This is a genomic window from Phycisphaerae bacterium (assembly GCA_035275405.1).
Lineage (GTDB): Bacteria > Planctomycetota > Phycisphaerae > UBA1845 > UTPLA1 > DATEMU01.
The window spans coordinates 106,461-124,214 of record DATEMU010000012.1 but is presented as its reverse complement, the minus strand read 5'-3'; the positions used below and the strand labels follow the sequence as shown (position 1 = coordinate 124,214).

Below are 17,754 nucleotides of genomic sequence, written 5' to 3'. Positions count from 1 at the left end.
ATACTTGAGATTAGCGCGGGGAGGCACCGTCGTCGGACTTCGCCGATGGAGGGGACATGACCATGAACACATACTCAAGAACGCCGGCCATCACACTTGGTCTATTAGCGATTCTGCTCGGCCCTGCGCGTCCCGTCGGCGCGTTTTCCGGCTGCCCGGGCTCGGGACAACAGTCTTCCGGGCCGGACCTCATCACCGGCGCGATCGGCGGTTTTGAGGGGTTTTGGTCGAATGATATTCTAAACTATCACAGCTCGGGAGGGATCGCGGCTTTCTCCGTCTTCGCTGCGGCCTGCAACATGGGAGACCAACAGGTCGTTTGGGACGGTGAAAGCAACAACCATCCGGTCATTGCCCAGAATTGCTTCCGCCTGAAGACGGTGAACGGCTCAACGCGTATCGAGCAGCTCGGGCAGAGCTGGCTGAAGCACGGCTTCGCCGCCGGACAGTTTACCACCTGCTGCGTCACCTGTGAGCCTGCGGAGGATTGGTATCACCTTGGGCTGGGCTGCGCCGACCCGTACTCGGCATCCCAGAACGGAACGCAAAGCGACTTGGGCCCCAAGTGGCGGGTGAACCCCACGACCGGGATACACATAGACTCCGTCACAAGCCCCCCCTGGAGTGACAGTGTTGCCCGGCGCTTGCAGGTAAACATCACTGATCTTGAGGTATCCGATTTCGTTTCCTCCCCGACCAAATATTTCGTCGAGGTCCAATACGTGACGGCCGACGACGCCCTGGCCGGTAATGGGGGTGACAACGCCTCTTACCGGCCGCTCGCGGTCTCGGGCGGCGGCACGAGCTGGTGGTTTGACCTCTTCGGCGATGATGACGCCCAGATTCGGCGACGTAGCCCCGGCATCCTGGCGTGGAGCGAGTATGACACCGACGTACACATCGCGGATATGACCACCCCGGAAGATGCAGGCCTTTTCGCCCGCGTCATCCTCGCCGGCAAGGCCACGGCGCTCGGCAATGGGCAGTGGCATTATGAATACGCGGTGCAGAATATCAATTCGGACAGGTCGATTTATTCCCTCGCAGTGCCCGTTTCGCGATATGCAACCGTGACCAACATTGATTTTCACGACGTGGACTACCATAGCGGCGATGGCATCGACAACGTGACGACGGATGGGACCGACTGGCCCGGTGTGAGATCCGTGTCCGCGGAGCAGATCGCGTGGGCCGTGACGCAGACCTACGCGGAGAATGCGAATGGCAACGCCCTCCGCTGGGGGACGATGTACAACTTCCGCTTCGACTGCAATCTGCCGCCGGCGGCGATTGACGGTTCAGTGAGTTTGACCCAGTTCAAGCCCGGAGCGCAGACGATGGTCGGGGCTAATGTAGTGCCGCAGGCGGTCACCTGCCTGCCAGGCGACATGAACGCAGACGAGCTCATTGATGGACACGACATCGCCAGATTCACGGATCTGCTGGTGGGCGGCGGCGGGACGACGACGGAGCGATGTGCCGGCGACCGCGAGGCATCGCCAGATTCGTTCATCGATATGGATGACATGGAGGGGTTCGTTGCGTGCGTTCTGGCAGCGGGGTGCTGATGGAGCAGCCGCACGAGGGGAACCTGTTCGAGCATCTGTACCGCCAGAGGGCGTTTCAGATGGAGCCAGCCGCTTAATCATGTTACACCGCGGAGTCAGAGTTCGTGCAATTGGACCACACCATCGATAGCAATGTAATCGAGAAGCCGGCACATCAGCTCCGGTCAAGGTGCAAGCTATTTTGTCAACTTTTGCTTGGGCGTGGACTATTTCGCCGGACTAGCGCAATCTTTCTCTTCATCGCCACAGTTCTCTTGTTCTACTCGGAGGCTGGAGGAGTGATGCATGTTTCGGCATCGCATCATTTCATTTTTCGAAAATCGTTCTTGTACTATGCTTTGGGGGGCACAGTTGACAATCGTGATTTCGGAGCAGCCCATGGCATCAAGTTTCCGACGGGTTCAGTAGTAATGAGTATATGGCGGAGGCCTGAGGAGCAGATGGGTTTGAGTTTAACCAACATCTATTTCCGTCCATATCCCAAAAAATCGCGATTTGGTGTGCCCTGGGTTGATTATTTTCAGGGAATGGGGTCCTTCCTAGTTCCCCTAGGTTGGCTTTACGTTCTTCCGATTTTGGTATTTGTCGTTACGCTTCGCCGAACTTTAGCCATTGATATTAGCGCGCCGCGATGTGCTGCTTGTGGTTACAACCTGACGGGGCTGACAAACGGTCGATGCCCGGAGTGTGGAACGCCAGTTTCTGAAGCGCAACCGGAGCGGGCATGACGTTGTCGACCGTATTACCAGAAATCCTCCGCCATTCACGCGTCCGCGTCACCTTTGGCGACGGCTCGCTGCGCAAGCTCGGCGCTATCGCCGTCGAGGAAGGCGCGACGCGCGTGCTGCTCGTGACCGACCCGGGAATCGTCGCGGCCGGTCATGCTGATCTCGCGGCGGCATCGCTGCGTGAGGCGGGCGTCGAGGTCACGATCTTTCACGGTATTCAGGAAAACCCGACGACGGAGCACGTCGACAACGGCGTGCGGATTGCCCGCGACCTGGGGATTGATTTCATCGCCGGCCTCGGCGGCGGTAGCTCGATGGATGCGGCCAAGGGGATTAATTTCATCCTCACCAACGGCGGGCGGATGCAGGATTACTGGGGCGTGGGTAAGGCAACGCGGCCGATGCTGCCGCTGATCGCCGTGCCCACGACCGCGGGGACAGGCAGCGAGGCGCAGTCGTTCGCGCTGATCACCGACCCCGAGACGCACCAGAAGATGGCCTGCGGCGACGAGAAGGCCCTGCCGCGGGCGGCGATCCTCGATCCCGAATTGACACGGACCATGCCGCGGGCCGTCGCGGCGGCGACGGGGATCGACGCGGTCGCGCACGCCGTCGAGACGGCGGGGACGACGAAGCGGAACGCGGTTTCGCGGGAATTGTCCCGGGAGGCGTGGCGATTACTCGCGCCGGCCTATGCGAAGGCCGTCAACGATTCCAGTGATGATGCCGCGCGACGCGACATGCTGCTGGGGGCCCACCTGGCGGGCTGCGCGATCGAGAAGTCGATGCTGGGGGCGGCACACGCCTGCGCCAATCCTCTGACCGCGCGGTTCGGGATCGTTCACGGCGAGGCGGTGGGCCTTCTCCTGCCGCACGTGATCCGCTTCAACGCGGACTCCGGCGAAAACCCGTACGCCGATCTCGTGGCCGATGCGGAGGCGCTGGCGGTACAGATTGAAAAGATGCTGGACGCCGCCGGTCTTCCGAGAGGGCTGTCGCAACTAGACGTGCCGCGTTCGGCTCTGGACGATTTGGCCGAGTCGGCGGCGACCCAATGGACGGCGGGGTTCAACCCCCGGCCCGTCGACGCCGCTGCACTGCGCCGGATTTACGCCGCCGCCCATTAGCAATCACCCTTGAAAACCCAGCCTGGCGATACCGTTATTATTCATACGCGCCCGATGCTTCCGTGTGAGCCTCCGATGCCAAGTGAGAAACCGGAAACTTCCAATCCTGTCAAAAAGCCCGGTTGGCTGGCCAGGCGCCATCCGCTCAACGTCACGCTCGACGGAGTTCCCGAACTCGACTATTTTGAATCCGAAGAAAAGCGACAGCTCGCCTTGAAGCAGATTGCGACGGAGGCCGGGCGACCGACGACGTGGGGATACTGGTCTGCCATTCTGTGGCTGGTGCTCGGTTCGATCTTCACGTTAGTGCTCGCCACGTGGCTGCTTGAATTTGTATCCTGGCCGCGGGAATTCGAAAAAGCGGCTCGCTTCGGCCTCGTCCTGGTCGTCACATTCATCTTGATTCGACGTTTTCACCGGCAGAGTTTCCCCGCCATGCTCCGCCAGAAGCTCATTGAACAGGGCGTGCCGATGTGTTTGAAGTGCGGTTACAACCTCCGCGGCCAGCCCACCGATTCGACGCGGTGTCCGGAATGCGGGACGGCGATTAACGAGGTGTCGCGGGCAATACTCGGCGCGCGAACTCCTCCCTAGCCCTTCCCTTCGCACGGGGAGGGACGCGGCAGGTCTCGAAGACGCGAACTGCACTACTCCTTCTTGACAATCGAGCGCCAGCCGGTCGGAGCCTGCTTTTCGGCGGGCGGGTGGGCGGCCATACGGATGTCGTCCACGAGATAGAAGCACTTGGGGTCGGCGACCGCCGCGCAGTGCAGGGCCCGCGAGACATCGCGCCGGGGCACTTGCACGAAGAGCAGCGTGACGAACCCGTCGCGGCCGCTGCCCTGGAACTCCGTCAGGGTGAAGCCGGCGTGCCGCAAGGACGCCGCCACGCCCTCTCCCTTGCTGGAAAAAATGCGCACGACCTGTTCCCCGAAGGCGATTCTTTGGTCGATCTTGATCCCGATGAGATTACCAAGGGCGAAGCCAATCGCGTAGGAAACCGCATAAGCCGGATCGCTCAGATTCTGGATCACGCGGGAGACGGCGAAGATCCAGATCAGGATCTCGAAGAAGCCGACGATGGAGGCGAGCGTGGCACGGCCATTGACAACGCTGATCGTTCGCACGGTCCCCAGCGAGACGTCGGCGATGCGGGCCAGGATGATCATGAGGCAGACGAACACTGTTTCACCGGTCATGGCAACCCTCGTGGCAAGGAGATCAGGATCACTTCGTGGTCGGCGCGTGCCGAATTCAACGGAAGAGGATGATAGACACGGCGGCCGCGATGGCAACTTCCTGCGCCATTGCCCTCGCGCCGAAATTGCGCGAGAATGCAGCCCACGGGAAACTTCCCGACGGGAGGACCGATCATGTGTCGTTTTAATCGCGTCACTTTGGCGATCGTCGTCGTCGCGGCGATGATGACGGCGTGCGAAAAAAAAGGGGGCGAAGAAGTTCGACCGGGGGCCGCCACGCCGGCGCCGGGCGATGCCGCGCTGATCGAGGCGAAGTTGGCCAAGGCCGACGCGTTTGACGGCAAGGTCGACAAGATCGTGACCAAGTGCCTGGGCTGCGGGTTGGGGATGGACGGGAGCAAAGAGTTCGCGGCAACTACGGCGGGGTACACGCTGCACCTCTGTTCGGCGCATTGCAAAACCGAGTTTGAGAAAGACCCGAACAAGGCCGTGATGGCCCTGCGGATTCCGGGCGAGTAGGCCTCGCCCGATTCCGCTCGGTCCCTGATCGACGATAAACAGACCATAACCTCTTTTGTTTCAAGGAGAAGCAACTTGCGCGCCAAGCGGCACGCAAATTGCTAGGCGGTAGACCGTCCAGTCATTTCAGGAGGTCTAGCCATGTTTTACACACCCAGTTCCTTTAGCCCCACGATGAGCCGCGTCGTCGAGAAACAGATGCGCAATTGGGAAATCGCCCGCCAGCAGCAGGACGGGGGTTCGGCCCCGCGCGCCGGCTCGGTCATGGACTTCATTGCCATCTCGCGGTCGGTTGGATTGCCCGGCGAGGAGATCGCCGCGCAATTACACGCGAAGCTTGGTTGGCCGGTCTTCGACCGGGAGATTCTCCAAGCCATGGCCGGCGACGACGAATGCCGGCGGCAGCTCTACGACGCGATGGACGAGCGCGATTTGGGATGGATGGAGGAGTTCCTGCAATCGGTCACGTTCGGAGCCGCGGGGAAAGATGATTACTTCCACCGGCTCAGGGAGACGGTGCTTTCGCTGGCGCGGAAGGGACACTCGATCTTCCTCGGTCGGGCGACGGATATGATCCTGCCGCGGGAGATGGGGCTGCGCGTACGCTTTACGGCGTCGCGCGACTACTGTGTCAAGCAGTTTGCCAAAACCAAGAATATTGCCGAGGATCAGGCGCGGCGCGAGGTGGAAGACATCGAGCACGAGCGCGCCCGGTTCATTCGCCATCACTTTCGCGTGGAGGCCGGGGAACCGTCGCGGCACGATCTGACCATTAACCTCGAATTCATGCCGGTCCTGCAAGCCGTTGACCTGGTCCACTCGGCACTGCGGATCAAAGGCATCATCCGCTAGCCCGCGCGGGGCGTCTGCAAAAAGAAAGCCCCTGGCCGGGGGGACCAGGGGCTTGGATCACCAGAGATGCTTCGGAATCCGGTTACTGCTCGTCAGGCGATTCCTCGACGTGTACCTTGACCTTGATCTCACCATCCGGCGTATCCAGCGAAAGGGGATTGGCGAGGTCGGCCGGATTGTTGGAGTAGCGGTCGATCAGTTTGATGACGCGCCGATCCTCGTCGCCGCCCCAAGTCAGCGTGATCATGTCCTTGTCATCGACGCTGACGTCAGGGGCCGTGTCGAATCCGGCTTCAGCGGGAAGGTGGGCCAGCCGACGGACATTCGCCGTGCCCTCGGCCGTCACCGTCACGGAGAAGACTCCGATCTTTCCATCGCCGGTGTCGATGAGGTACAGCGAGCGGGCTTGCCCCGACGCATTGGTCCACTCATGTGCCGGCTGGGCCTCGCCGATGTCGTCCATTGAATAGACGGCATTGGGATCGGCGCCGACGTTGAGGCCTTTGCGGATCACGACTTCGCTTTCGTTCTCTGTTACCGTGCCGTCGTCACTCACGTTGACATGGACCTGCGTGTTGAGTTCGTTGGGGCTGTTCTCAACGCGCTTGACACGGATGGAGGCTTGGCGACCGTCGGCAATCTCGGTATCCAGCGAGCCTTCGTAGGTGTTTTCGCCGACGGGCTGGAGTTCGAGCTGTACGGCCTGGCCGTCGATATCGACGGTCACGAACAGACTCTTGATGAGGTCGATGCCTCCGGCCGCGGCGAAGGCTCCTCCGCCAACGAGTAAGACCGCGCAAGCGGCGACGAGCGCCGGTCGGCGGGCGACGAAACGGGACGTGCGATTCTTCGAGAATTCTTGCATGAGCTTTTCCTCAAGTAAGGGGTTGGGGTTTGTCGGGGTCCACGAACTGTGACGCAGGGATTCGAGCGCTCGATCGACTGGATCATGATCACTGAACACGGTTAACACCTCCCACCACGCAGCAACTTTTCGCGCAGGGCCTCGCGGCCGCGCGACAATCTCGATTTCACGGTGCCCAGGCGGCAGCCCAGGGCTTGCGACACCTCTTCGACGCTGAGTCCTTCCAGGTAGTGAAGGGACAGCACGGATTGATGTCTGGGCGCCAGCGCGAGCAGAGCCGTGCGGACTTGTTCTCGATCGGCTTCGCCGTCGCCGACAGCGCGATCTGACACCCTTGCGGCAGCAGCGCCGCCATCAAGCGACCGGAACCATCGCCGCTGCCGCCGCACCCAGCGATTGACCGACGTCGTCGCGACGCGGTAAAGCCACGTGCTCAGCGGGGCCCCGCGGTGTCGGTATTTGGGCAGGCAGCGTAAGGCGGTCATAAACGTATCCGCGACAAGGTCCTCGGTCACATGCGGGTCGCCGACGCGCCGGTGGATGTACCCGGCGATGCGGGCGTAGTGCTTCCGGTACAGCATCGCAAAGGCCTGACGATCGTGCTTGGCACGCTCAATCAGCTCGCCGTCGGCGTCGCCTATCGGGATGTCCGCCTGAAACAGGGCGACCTGCAATTCCATCTTTTTGCTCGTTTCGATCGGGCCGGGGTTTGAAGCGGCCCCGGCTTTACCATTCTAAAAGCCAATAGACGGGCCGGAGGTTCCCGAAAGCTCAAAAAATATCCAAATAACTCAAAGAGCGGCGTTGGGGGCGTGTTGCTGCTGCCAGGCGAGGAGGGAGACGAGGGCCCAGAGGCAAAAATTGTGATCGGCACGGCCGGCCGCGTGATCGTCGAGGGTCTTTTGGGCCCCTTCGCGGGACAGAAGTTGACCGAAGAAACACCGGTCATTGGCGATCAGATCGCGGGCCATCCCGTAGAGCGGGCCGCGGAGCCAGACGCCGACGGGGACCTCGAAGCCCTTTTTGGAGCGGTTGTGGAGAATCGGCGGCAGGTCGTCCTTAAAGGCCTCAACGAGCAGGTGCTTTTTCTTCCAGCCGCACAGCTTCCATCGCCATGGCATGGGGAAGACCTGATCGACGACGCGGTAGTCGAGGAAGGGCGAGCGGACTTCCAGGCCGTGGGCCATCGACATCAGATCGATCTTGGTGAGCATGTCGTCGGGGAGGGATAACTGCCACTCCGTCCGCAGATGACAGTTCAAATCGTTCGTGTCCTTCGGTTCGCCGCGATAGTTCCAAAGAAGCTGGACAATGTCCTGGATGACTGCCGGCGCTTGCGCCGGGTCCGACAGCAATCGGGCAAGCGTGCGATCGTCGGAGGTCCGCATCCAGTTGGCGTAGCGGCACAGAAGGTCCGAGTCCATTGAGCGGATCGCGCGTTTCATCTGGCTGACGATCGCGCCGAGCTTTCGCTCGCGCTTGGCGGGGAGGCGCTCGAGAAGCGCGCGGGTTGGGGCGTAGAGCGGGGTTCGCGCGAACCAGCCGAACCGCTCAGTCAACGTCGCGGCGGCGTAGCGGTTGTAGCCCGCGAAGAGTTCGTCGGCGCCGTCGCCGCTCAGCGCGACGGTCACATGCTGTCTCGTTAGGCGGCTGAGCAGGTACGTCGGCAGCGCGGAACTGTCGGCGAAGGGTTCGCCGAGATGGGCTTGGACCGTCGGGATGATGTCGCGGATCTCATCGAGCGATAGCGGTAGGACGGTGTGGTCTGTCCCGTGCATGTCGGCCACGGCCTTCGCGTAGGCCGTCTCGTCGAAAAAGGGCTGTCCGGGAAAGCCGACGGAAAAAGTACGAACGCGGCCGGTCGCGTTCTTGCAGGCCATCGCGGTCACAATTGCGGAATCAATGCCGCCGGAGAGAAACACGCCCACGGGAACATCCGCAATCAGACGGGCGCGAACGGCATCGGAAAACGTCTCCCGCAGCCGGCGACAAGCTTCCTCGAAATTCGTAATGTCAGTCTCGAAGGGCGGCGCCGGAGCCCACTTTTTGATTTCGCTTTCTCCGTTCTTGAATCGCAGCAAGTGACCGGGGCGGAGCTTGCGAACCTGCGTGAAGATTGTGCGCGGGGCGGCAATGAACCCCAGCGTCAATAACTGCATGACGGCGGTTGGATCGATGAATTCATCGGTGAGCACGGGGCGCAGCGCGGCCATCTCCGACGCGAAGGCCAGGCCCCCGCGCGTCTCCGCGTAGAGGAGCGGTTTGACGCCCGTGCGATCGCGTACCAGCGATAGCGTTTTGGTGGTCGCATCCCACAACGCGAAGGCGAACATGCCGTTGAGGCGCGGCAAAAACGCCAGGTCCGGCTGGCGACGACACAACTCCAGCAGAACTTCCGTGTCGCCCGTCGAACGAAATGTCGCGCCCGCGGCGCGGAGCTCATCGCGCAGCTCCGGGAAGTTGTAGATTTCACCGTTGTACACGAGCGAAAATCGGCCATCCGGGCTGTGCATCGGCTGATCCGCGGCCGGCGTGAGGTCCTGCACCTTGAGCCGAGTGTGACCGAAGGCGAGGCCCTCGGCGGGACTCGTCCACGTGCCGTCGCCATCGGGACCGCGGTGGCGAATCCGGGCGAGCATTTGGTTGAGGATGGCGGCGTCGAGGAGTCCGCTCGGAAGGATGTAGCCCGCGATGCCGCACATGGACGCAGGATGATAGGACCAACAGCGAACGGCGAATAGCAATCAGCGAAAAGATTGCGAGGCCGCCCGTTTTGCCAACGGGACGAACGCGGTTAGATTGCGGGGCGATGAAGATTCTGCACGTCGTTCAATCGCTCGATCCGGCCTGGGGGGGAATTGCGCGGGTGCTGCCGGCGCTGGCGATGGAACTCGCGCGGGCCGGCGACGAATGCCGAGTGGCGACGCTGGCGGGAGGGCGATTCGGCGATCCGCCGCGCTATGAGGGGATCGAGGTTTGGCGGTTTGCGCCGACGGGCGGATCGCGGCTGGGCCGCAGCGCGGATTTCAATCGCCGTATCGACGAGATGGTGCAATGGGCCGACGTCGTTCACCTGCACGGGCTTTGGACCGGGCAGAATTGGGCAGCGGGCAAGGCAGCGCGGAAGGCGGGGCGGCCGTACGTAATGACGCCGCACAGCATGATGATGCCGTGGGCGTGGCGGCGGAGCTGGTGGAAGAAGCGGCCGATCGGCTGGCTCTTTGAGCACGAAAACCTGCGTCGGGCGGCGTGTCTGCACGCCCTGGCCGAGGGCGAGGCGAAGGCGATGCGGATGCTGGGGTTCAACCAGCAAATCGAAGAAATCCCGAACGGGCTCCATCCCGAAGAATATGAGAAGCTCCCGGCGCCGGACCGGCTCACCAGTCGATTTCCCGAACTGGCCGGCCGCAAGTGGCTCGTCATCCTCGGCCGGATTCATCCGCAAAAGGGAATCGTCCAGGGGATGCAGGCGTGCTTTGATGTCTTCGCCGCCGCCAGCGACTGGCACCTGATTGTCGCCGGACCGGACGAGATCGGCATTCAATCCATGCTTCAGGCGGCGGTCGCCCGCAAGGGGCTCAATCAGCGCGTGACGTTTACGGGAGCGCTCAATCGCGAGGAAGTCCTGGCGTGCCTGGGGAATGCCAAGCTCCTGCTCCAGCCGAGCATGAGCGAGGGGCTGAGTATGTCGATCCTGGAGTCTTTGGCGGCAGGTGTGCCCGTGCTCATCTCGGACGCGTGCAACATGCCGGAGGTGGAGGCGTTCGGGGCCGGGCGGATCGTGGCCTCGACGCGGCGCGAAATCGCCACGGCCCTGCGCAGCCTGGTGACCAAGAGCACGGACGAGATCGCCGCCATGGGCCAAAAGGGACGGCAACTGGTTCGCGAGCGATTTGATTGGAAGGTCCTCATCCCGCGGTATCGCGAGATGTACGCGCGGACCTCACGGCCTGCGCGCCAATAGGTCCTATAGGACCGATAGGGCCGATTGCACCAACCGACAGGTCAAGTGGGCGGAACATCGGAGCGATGAAGAGCGGACCGGGGAAGTCCCCGAATCTTCTTTATTGAAAGGGCTCTCGTCATGTCGACCGCCACGCTTACGCCGACCGCTCGTCTCACCGGAACAAAGGGCACGTCGCATCGTGCGCACGAGACGAAGCCGCCGGCACATCATGTCGATTTCAACCGAATTACGGACGAGCAGTTTCAGGCGGCGGCGGATCACATGAAGCTGGAGCCCGACATCCAGATGATGCTGCGGACTCCCTATCGGGAACTCATCGTGCAGATCCCGGTGCGGATGGACGACGGGCACATGGAGATGTTCCACGGCTATCGCGTGCAGCACAACGCCGTGCGCGGGCCCTACAAGGGCGGGCTGCGGTTTCACCCCGAGGTGGATTTGAACGAGGTCCGCTCGCTGGCGGCGCTGATGACGTGGAAGACGGCATTGGTGGACATCCCGTTCGGCGGCGCCAAGGGCGGCGTGACCTGCGATCCGACGAAGATGTCGCGGCGTGAGTTGCAGGCGCTCACGCGGGGCTTCACCCAGAAGATCGACATGTGCCTCGGCGTCTATCGCGACATCGCCGCGCCGGACGTGAACACCAATCCGCAAGTCATGGCCTGGATCATGGACGAATACGGCAAGAAGCACGGCTACACGCCGGCGATCGTCACGGGCAAGCCGGTCAACCTCGGCGGCAGCCTCGGTCGCGAAGCGGCGACGGGCCGCGGCACGATGATCATCACGCGCGAGGCGTGCAAGGCGTTCGGGATTGACTTGAAGAACGCGACGATCGCAATTCAGGGATTCGGCAACGTCGGATCGTGGACCGCGCGGCTCCTGCACGAGCAGGGCGCGAAGATCATCGCGGTGTCGGACGTCCAGGGCGGCATCCACAACGAGCGCGGGCTCGACATCCGGCTGGTCTGCGAGCATCTGAAGGCGACGGGGTCGGTCAAGGGCTTTCCGGGGGCGAAGGCGGTCACGAATGCGGAGTTGCTGACACTAAAGGTGGATGTCCTGATCCCGGCGGCGCTGGGCGGGGCCATCGACCACCACAACGTCAACAACGTTCAGGCGAGGATCATCATCGAAGCAGCCAATTCGCCGGTCACGCCTCGGGCGGACGAGGTCTTGCGACAGCGCGATATCACCATCGTGCCGGACATCCTCGTCAACGCCGGCGGCGTAACGGTCTCCTACTTCGAGTGGGTGCAGAATCTCCAGCAAATCCGCTGGGAAGAGAGCCACGTCAATGCGGAGCTGGAGAAGAAGATGATGACGGCCTGGACGAGCGTCCATCGCATTCATCGCGAGCAGGGCCTCCCGATGCGCGTGGCGGCGTATGTCGTCGCTTTGGAGCGCGTGGCGGAGGCGACGCGGCAGCGCGTGTAGTGCCCGCGAATCGCGAGCCTGTGTCTCTAGACGATCTCTCGTCCCGCTCTCGGGGTTACGGTGGCGACGAGGGAAAGAACCCAAATGACAGCAGCATCGCGCACGAAGTGATTGCGATAGAAATTACTAGTGGAAGGTAAAGTGCCGTTGACCACTTGATCTTGTTTGGTCGCAGCCAACCCAGCAAAGAACGCGCGAGAAAATACAAAAGTATCGAAAAACCACCTCCGTAAAAACACGCGGCAACAAGGCTGTCACGATCAGATTGAGGTATCCCTTCCGGGAAGGAACGCGAGCGTAAGTCGTATGTTGCACCAATTGCGAACAGGATTGCCTGAACAAGAAGGACACCATACGTAAGAGAGCTTATTGACGTTCGTGATACTGTAATGCTTGCATAATCACATGTCGGTAGCTTGTCGCCATCTTGGGTATTTAGGCCAGACATGAAATCCGTTCTCCAAATCAGGGCCACTTCAAACCCTTAGAAACTGATCCGCGTCCGGACACCGAGTACGATCGCGTCGTCCACCCCGCTGCCGATGCCCGGGCTGGAGATGTATTGGACGTCCGGCGTGATGACCATCCAGCGCGTAATCGAGATGGAATAGTACAACTCTCCGACGGTTTCGGCCTCGGCCCAGCGGTTCACCTTGTCGTTGTAGGTTCGCGAGGGGATGGATTGGCCGACAGCGATGCCGAGCACGTCGCGGTCGCGCGTTGGGATCAGCCCCTGGTACGAAAGACCGGTTGACCAAAAGTTGGCGACCTGGTTGATGTCGCCGTGGCGAAAGCCGTAGCGGGCGAAGATCCCCAGCCCCTGCGCGTCCTTGTCGTTCTCCCGAAACAGCGCCTGGTCAAAGCTGAGGTAGAAGCCCTGGTCGTCGCCCCGATAGGTGCGCAGGGCAGGCTTGGTGTCGGGAGGGACGAAGACCGGCTTCACGCGCGGGTCCGAGACCATGCCGATGCGGTAGCTGCCGGGGAGCTTTCCCTTGCCAACGAGCGGCGGCAGCGTGATGTTAATGCCGGGTTCGAGATACCAGACAAATCGCGCCGGGCCGTGGAAAGCGGTGGAGAAGCCGGGCTTGAAGAGCACGGAATCCGCGTCGCCGGCGCCCGCGATCACGGTCAGCCAACTCGTCGGCTTCACCGTGAGGGCCGCGCCGAGACCGATATTGAGCGGAACGAGCGGGTTGTTGTCGAATTGCTGGTTGAGAAACTCCACGTCCTCGGCATTGGCGTAGGCGTTGCGATCAACAATGGTCTGGTAGTCGAGAAACCCGGTCTTCAGCGAAATTCTGTTATCAAGGAGTAGCTGCTCGTAATAGAGCTGATCGATGTGCAATGTGCGGTCGCCGTCCAGGTCGTCGGCGACCTGCCAGAGCGAGCCGGTGTAGGGGTTGACACCCTCGCCCCATTGGCGGCGGACATGCACGAGCAGGCTGCCGCCGGGGATGAGCTTGAGCTTCTGCAGGTCGGCCGTCACGAACCAGTCGATGGTCGCTCCGTTCTTGCCGAGCCTGTCCAAACCGCCCTTGACGATCCATTGATACGTGTTGTTGTAGAAAAACTGCGTGGCGATTCCGGCATCCTCGGCGGCGGTGCGAAGTCCCAACCAGTCACCGGTGGCATAGGGGGAGTCGAGCGCCAGGGGTGCGTAATGCGATGTTAATGGCGCGGGCTGCGTGGCCGGCTGGGTGGATGCCGGCGATTGAGCCACGCCCCGTTCGGCCGCGAAGAGAAGAGAAGCGACCAACATTGAGGTGATCCGCTTCATGCCGAAATGCCGCAGGGTGAAAGCGGGTTGCAAGGGGAACCAAGCCGCCCTAGAGTTTTTCGACGGATGCGCTCGCCGATCATGAATCGCTCCCATCGAAAGGCTTTCCCCATGCCCGCACTTCGGACGATCGTTGTCGGCCTGCTGCCCGGCATCTTCGGCGCATTGGTGTTGCTGACGTCCTGCGCGGAGACCGACGGCGGCGGCGCCCAGATTTTGGATACAGGCCGGCCCGCGTTGCACGCCGTCCACACCGACCGGCTGAAGGCGATGATGGCGGGGATTCATCGGCTGGCGGTTGAGCAACTTCCGCAGGAGATGGATGTGTCGGCCCTGCGCGAACGAAAGGCGCGGGAAGTGTCGGAGATTGCCACGCGGCTGGCGCAGGACGCACAGGCCATTCCGGACGCGCTTCGGGATGTACGCATCAACCCGGAAGATCGCCGTGTGTTTGAAGCCTACGCGGAAAAACTGCACGGCCAGGCGACGGAGCTGGCGGACATCGCGCGACGGCATGAAGGCGCCGCGTTGCAGGCGAAGTACGACGAGATCATCTCGACGTGCAATGCCTGTCATTCCTCCTTCCGTATACTGCCGCTTCTCACGCGTTCGTGACGCCAATCTCCCCTTTTTCCGCGATACGCGCGGGCGGGCGCGGCCGATCCGATTCCATCCTCGCGGCCCGCCTGGAGGGCACGGGATCCATGCGGGCTTTACCCACGCGATGGCAAAGATAGCGCCCCAGGGAGCGAATGGCCTGGTCGCAGGAGCGGAAGACCGGCACGCCGGCCGAGCGGATGCGCCCGGCCAGCGATTCATACGTCGTCCCGGCGTCGATGACGACGATCATCGGCTTGTCATACTCGGCAAAGAGCCGCGGCAGGCGATGGGCGAGTGAGGCGGGATCGTCCAGTTCATCGTTCGTCGTCCGCAAGGCAGGCGTCAATGGGACCAGCGAGACAACGACGGCGTCGATCTCGTCGTCGTCCATCAGGATACGGATGGATTCTTCGTACACGTCGTCACTGGCCATCGGGGTCAGGTCGAGGGGGTTGCGGACGTTGACCAGCGTGTGCAGTTTGTGTCGCGTCAGCGTGTCAGTGAGGTGGGCGGCCGTGGCCCTGGAGAGATTGGGCGTCTCCACGCGATAGCGCAGGCCGACAGTCGCATCGGCCATGCCCACGGCCTCCGCTCCCGAGTTGGTGAGACCGCCGATTCGACAACCCCTGACTTTCTTGGTGTGCAGGTAGGTGGCCAGTTCCAGAACCTGCTCGAATTCCTTAAAGGTGTCCACGACGATGGCCCCCGCCTCATCGATGGCGGCCTGGCAGACGTCATAATCGCCGGCGATCGAGGCCGTATGACCGGCAGTGGCGGACCGGCCGGCGGCCGTGCGGCCCGCCTTGTAGAAGACGACGGTCTTGCCCGCGTTCGCCACCTCGCGGACCGCCTGGGCAAAAACGACGCCGTCGAGGTCTTTAAAGCCCTCCATGTAAACGCCGATCGCGTCGATGTCGCCGCGCCGGCCGACGATGGCAAGAAGATCTGACGCGGTGAGGTCGACCTGGTTGCCGATGGAGATGGCCAACGCGGGGTCGAGGGTTTCAAGATTGGAGAGCCGTGAGACGATGAACCCGCCGCTCTGCGTGAGGATGGCGACGCGACGCGCCGGGACATTGCGGCGAGGATCGAGCTTTTTCGCCTGGATGAAAAAAGTGTCGTACCGGCCCGATCGCGAGCGAACGCCGAGACAGTTGCCGCCCAGGAAGATCGGACCGCCGTCCTTGCGACTTCGCGAGGCGACGATGGCGCGGCTGATTCGAGCTTGTGTGCCGCTCGTGCCCTCCGTCTCGCCCAAACCGCCGGGGATCACGATAACCGAGGCGACGTTGCACGACGCAATCGCCGCTTCGATGTAGTTCGGAGCGTCCTTGGCATTGACCGCCAAAATCAAGAGATCGATGGGTTCGGGGGCTTCGGCGAGATTGGCGATGCAGCATACGCCGTCCAGCGCGGCGCCGTCCTTCACCACATACAAGTGCTCGGGCGGAAACCCGCATTCCTTGATGTTGTTGAGGATAATTCGGCCGAAGTTCTCCCGCTTTCCGGACACGCCCACGACGGCGATGGATTTCGGCTCCAGGAGCGAAGTGACCTTTTCGATCGGCCGGGCGACGAGCGGTTCGGCGACCGATCCGAGTCGGCCGCGGCCGTCCAGGGGAATCATCACCTGCTGACGAAAGGCGAAGGGATTGACTTCCAGCTCGGCGAGATGCGGCCGGGCAAGATCACCATCGACGCAAAATCGTCGGGCGATGGCGATAAACGCGCGGAAGCAGCGGAGGAGTTCGCCGTCGGAGACGATCCGACGATGTCCGCGGGCAGCGCCGGAGAGGATTTCATACGCCGCGGTCTTCTGGAAAAGCTTGAAGAAATCCTCGGCGGAGGTCTGCGTCGCGAGGGCCTTGGCGACGGCGAGGCCGGGTTTGAGCTTGGCGGCGAGATATTCGGTATCAATGCCTCCCAGGCCCGCGGCGATGACCGGGCCGAATTCGCGCGTCGCGCGAATTCCGACGAAAAGTTCTCCGCCGAAACCCGCCGAATCGTGCGCGACAAACTCGACGACGAGTACACCCTCGATTTTTGCATCCGCGGCGCGCTGTGCGGCGATGAGCCGGTCCACTTCGGCCGCCACTTGTTCGCGATCGTTGGGGACGAAGACCACGGCGGCGGCGTCGGATTTGTGAACGACATCCGGGGAAATGATCTTGAGCACGACTTTGGCGCTGCGCAGCGCGGTGAGCTTCTCCGCCGTGACCTCCGCGCCGGAGACGACGCCAAAATGCCGCGGCGACGAAATCGCCCCCGCCAGTTCGACGATGGCATAGACCTCGTGCTCGTAAAGTTGGGCTCGGCGTTCTTTCTTAGCGTCGTTGAGGATGCCCTGGATGGCACTCAGTTGTTTGGGGCCGATGTCCGATACCGCAGTTTCGAGGGGACCGGCGGGTCCGTCCCCGGCCAGGAGTTCAGATAGCGGGAGTTTGCCAAGTTGTTCGCGAAGCATTCGGGGATCGGCCCCCGCGCGCAGTCGATCGTAGTACATTCGGCTCGCGCCGATACCCACGCGCAGCGCCTTGAGGTTGGTTTCGACGACGCCGGGCCCGGCGCGGGTGAACATCTCCGTAACGGCCGCCTCCAGATCACCCGGTGACAGATCGGTGAAGATCGACGCCGCACCGAGCATGATCATGTTGACCGATCGGGCGGAGCCCGCCGCGCCGGCCAGGGCGTTGGCGTTGAGCAGCACATGGCGCGGGCGCGCCGCGATCCGGTTCAGGATTTCGTCCATTTCGCCGTAGTCAGCGATGTTCGCGATGGGCGCGGTATTGGCGATGATGAGGCCGTCGTCCGCGAGGTACTCGACGTATCGCAGGGCTTCGAGCGGCTCCATGGCGAGGATCATGTCCGCCCGGCCGAGCGGGATGAGATCGCTGTAGATCGAATGGTCGGCGATACGCAGGTGGGACTGCACCGCGCCGCCGCGCTGGGACATACCGTGGACTTCGGCTTGTTTAACCTGCCACCCCCGGCGAAGGGCCGCCAGGCTCAGCGCCTGCGCCGTCGTCAGTATTCCCTGACCACCGACGCCCGCGAGGATAATGTTGAGTTCCATGGGCATCGATCTCCGATTTCCTGGTCGTCCGTCTCAATTAAC

The 17,754-nt window shown here is 62.3% G+C and carries 14 protein-coding genes; 8 read left to right on the top strand and 6 right to left on the bottom strand.

The features are described from left to right. Positions 1 to 56 precede the first annotated feature (56 nt). The 3 genes from VJZ71_13360 to VJZ71_13350 all read left to right on the top strand — a co-directional run bounded on the left by VJZ71_13360 (position 57) and on the right by VJZ71_13350 (position 4,017). On the top strand, positions 57 to 1,568 hold the full coding sequence (locus VJZ71_13360) for a hypothetical protein (protein ID HKQ49052.1): 1,512 nt from the start codon (positions 57 to 59) through the stop codon (positions 1,566 to 1,568). Positions 1,569 to 2,292: 724 nt separating this feature from the next. After that, positions 2,293 to 3,423, top strand: a complete 1,131-nt coding sequence (locus VJZ71_13355; protein HKQ49051.1) for an iron-containing alcohol dehydrogenase — start codon at positions 2,293 to 2,295, stop codon at positions 3,421 to 3,423. Between the two features lie 75 nt (positions 3,424 to 3,498). After that, entirely contained in the window at positions 3,499 to 4,017 is a 519-nt protein-coding gene (locus tag VJZ71_13350; protein ID HKQ49050.1) for a hypothetical protein, read from the top strand. Positions 4,018 to 4,070: 53 nt separating this feature from the next. Here the strand turns inward: VJZ71_13350 and VJZ71_13345 are convergent, their stop codons facing one another. Next, on the bottom strand, positions 4,071 to 4,622 hold the full coding sequence (locus tag VJZ71_13345) for a DUF5698 domain-containing protein (protein HKQ49049.1): 552 nt from the start codon (positions 4,620 to 4,622) through the stop codon (positions 4,071 to 4,073). Positions 4,623 to 4,796: 174 nt separating this feature from the next. On the opposite strand from VJZ71_13345, the gene VJZ71_13340 reads away from it, so the two are divergent. Next, a complete protein-coding gene (locus VJZ71_13340) occupies positions 4,797 to 5,141 on the top strand; it encodes a hypothetical protein (GenBank protein HKQ49048.1) in 345 nt (114 codons plus the stop codon). A 141-nt stretch (positions 5,142 to 5,282) separates the two neighbouring features. After that, positions 5,283 to 5,993 carry a cytidylate kinase-like family protein gene (locus VJZ71_13335; GenBank protein ID HKQ49047.1) on the top strand — a complete coding sequence of 237 codons (711 nt, stop codon included), beginning with the start codon at positions 5,283 to 5,285 and terminating at the stop codon, positions 5,991 to 5,993. A gap of 82 nt (positions 5,994 to 6,075) precedes the next feature. Here VJZ71_13335 and VJZ71_13330 read toward each other — a convergent pair whose 3' ends face one another. The 3 genes from VJZ71_13330 to asnB all read right to left on the bottom strand — a co-directional run bounded on the left by VJZ71_13330 (position 6,076) and on the right by asnB (position 9,560). Then, positions 6,076 to 6,858 carry a hypothetical protein gene (locus VJZ71_13330; GenBank protein ID HKQ49046.1) on the bottom strand — a complete coding sequence of 261 codons (783 nt, stop codon included), beginning with the start codon at positions 6,856 to 6,858 and terminating at the stop codon, positions 6,076 to 6,078. A 101-nt stretch (positions 6,859 to 6,959) separates the two neighbouring features. Next, positions 6,960 to 7,538, bottom strand: a complete 579-nt coding sequence (locus tag VJZ71_13325; GenBank protein HKQ49045.1) for a sigma-70 family RNA polymerase sigma factor — start codon at positions 7,536 to 7,538, stop codon at positions 6,960 to 6,962. Between the two features lie 111 nt (positions 7,539 to 7,649). After that, complete coding sequence (gene asnB / locus VJZ71_13320) at positions 7,650 to 9,560, bottom strand: asparagine synthase (glutamine-hydrolyzing) (GenBank protein HKQ49044.1); 1,911 nt, start codon at positions 9,558 to 9,560, stop codon at positions 7,650 to 7,652. A gap of 107 nt (positions 9,561 to 9,667) precedes the next feature. Here asnB and VJZ71_13315 point away from each other — a divergent pair, with 107 nt between their 5' ends. Together VJZ71_13315 and VJZ71_13310 are read left to right on the top strand one after the other, a co-directional pair. Further along, complete coding sequence (locus VJZ71_13315; protein HKQ49043.1) at positions 9,668 to 10,822, top strand: glycosyltransferase; 1,155 nt, start codon at positions 9,668 to 9,670, stop codon at positions 10,820 to 10,822. 120 nt (positions 10,823 to 10,942) lie between these two features. Further along, complete coding sequence (locus VJZ71_13310) at positions 10,943 to 12,262, top strand: Glu/Leu/Phe/Val dehydrogenase dimerization domain-containing protein (protein ID HKQ49042.1); 1,320 nt, start codon at positions 10,943 to 10,945, stop codon at positions 12,260 to 12,262. A 484-nt stretch (positions 12,263 to 12,746) separates the two neighbouring features. On the opposite strand, the gene VJZ71_13305 is transcribed toward VJZ71_13310, so the two are convergent. After that, positions 12,747 to 14,021, bottom strand: coding sequence for a carbohydrate porin (locus VJZ71_13305; GenBank protein ID HKQ49041.1), 1,275 nt, complete (start codon positions 14,019 to 14,021; stop codon positions 12,747 to 12,749). Positions 14,022 to 14,150: 129 nt separating this feature from the next. Between VJZ71_13305 and VJZ71_13300 the strand changes: the two genes are divergently transcribed. Continuing rightward, positions 14,151 to 14,654 (top strand): cytochrome c, encoded by a 504-nt coding sequence (locus VJZ71_13300; GenBank protein ID HKQ49040.1) that lies wholly within the window; start codon positions 14,151 to 14,153, stop codon positions 14,652 to 14,654. On the opposite strand, the gene VJZ71_13295 is transcribed toward VJZ71_13300, so the two are convergent. Then, positions 14,641 to 17,712, bottom strand: a complete 3,072-nt coding sequence (locus VJZ71_13295) for an indolepyruvate oxidoreductase subunit beta (protein ID HKQ49039.1) — start codon at positions 17,710 to 17,712, stop codon at positions 14,641 to 14,643. The genes VJZ71_13300 and VJZ71_13295 overlap by 14 nt on opposite strands. Between the last annotated feature and the right edge of the window lie 42 nt (positions 17,713 to 17,754).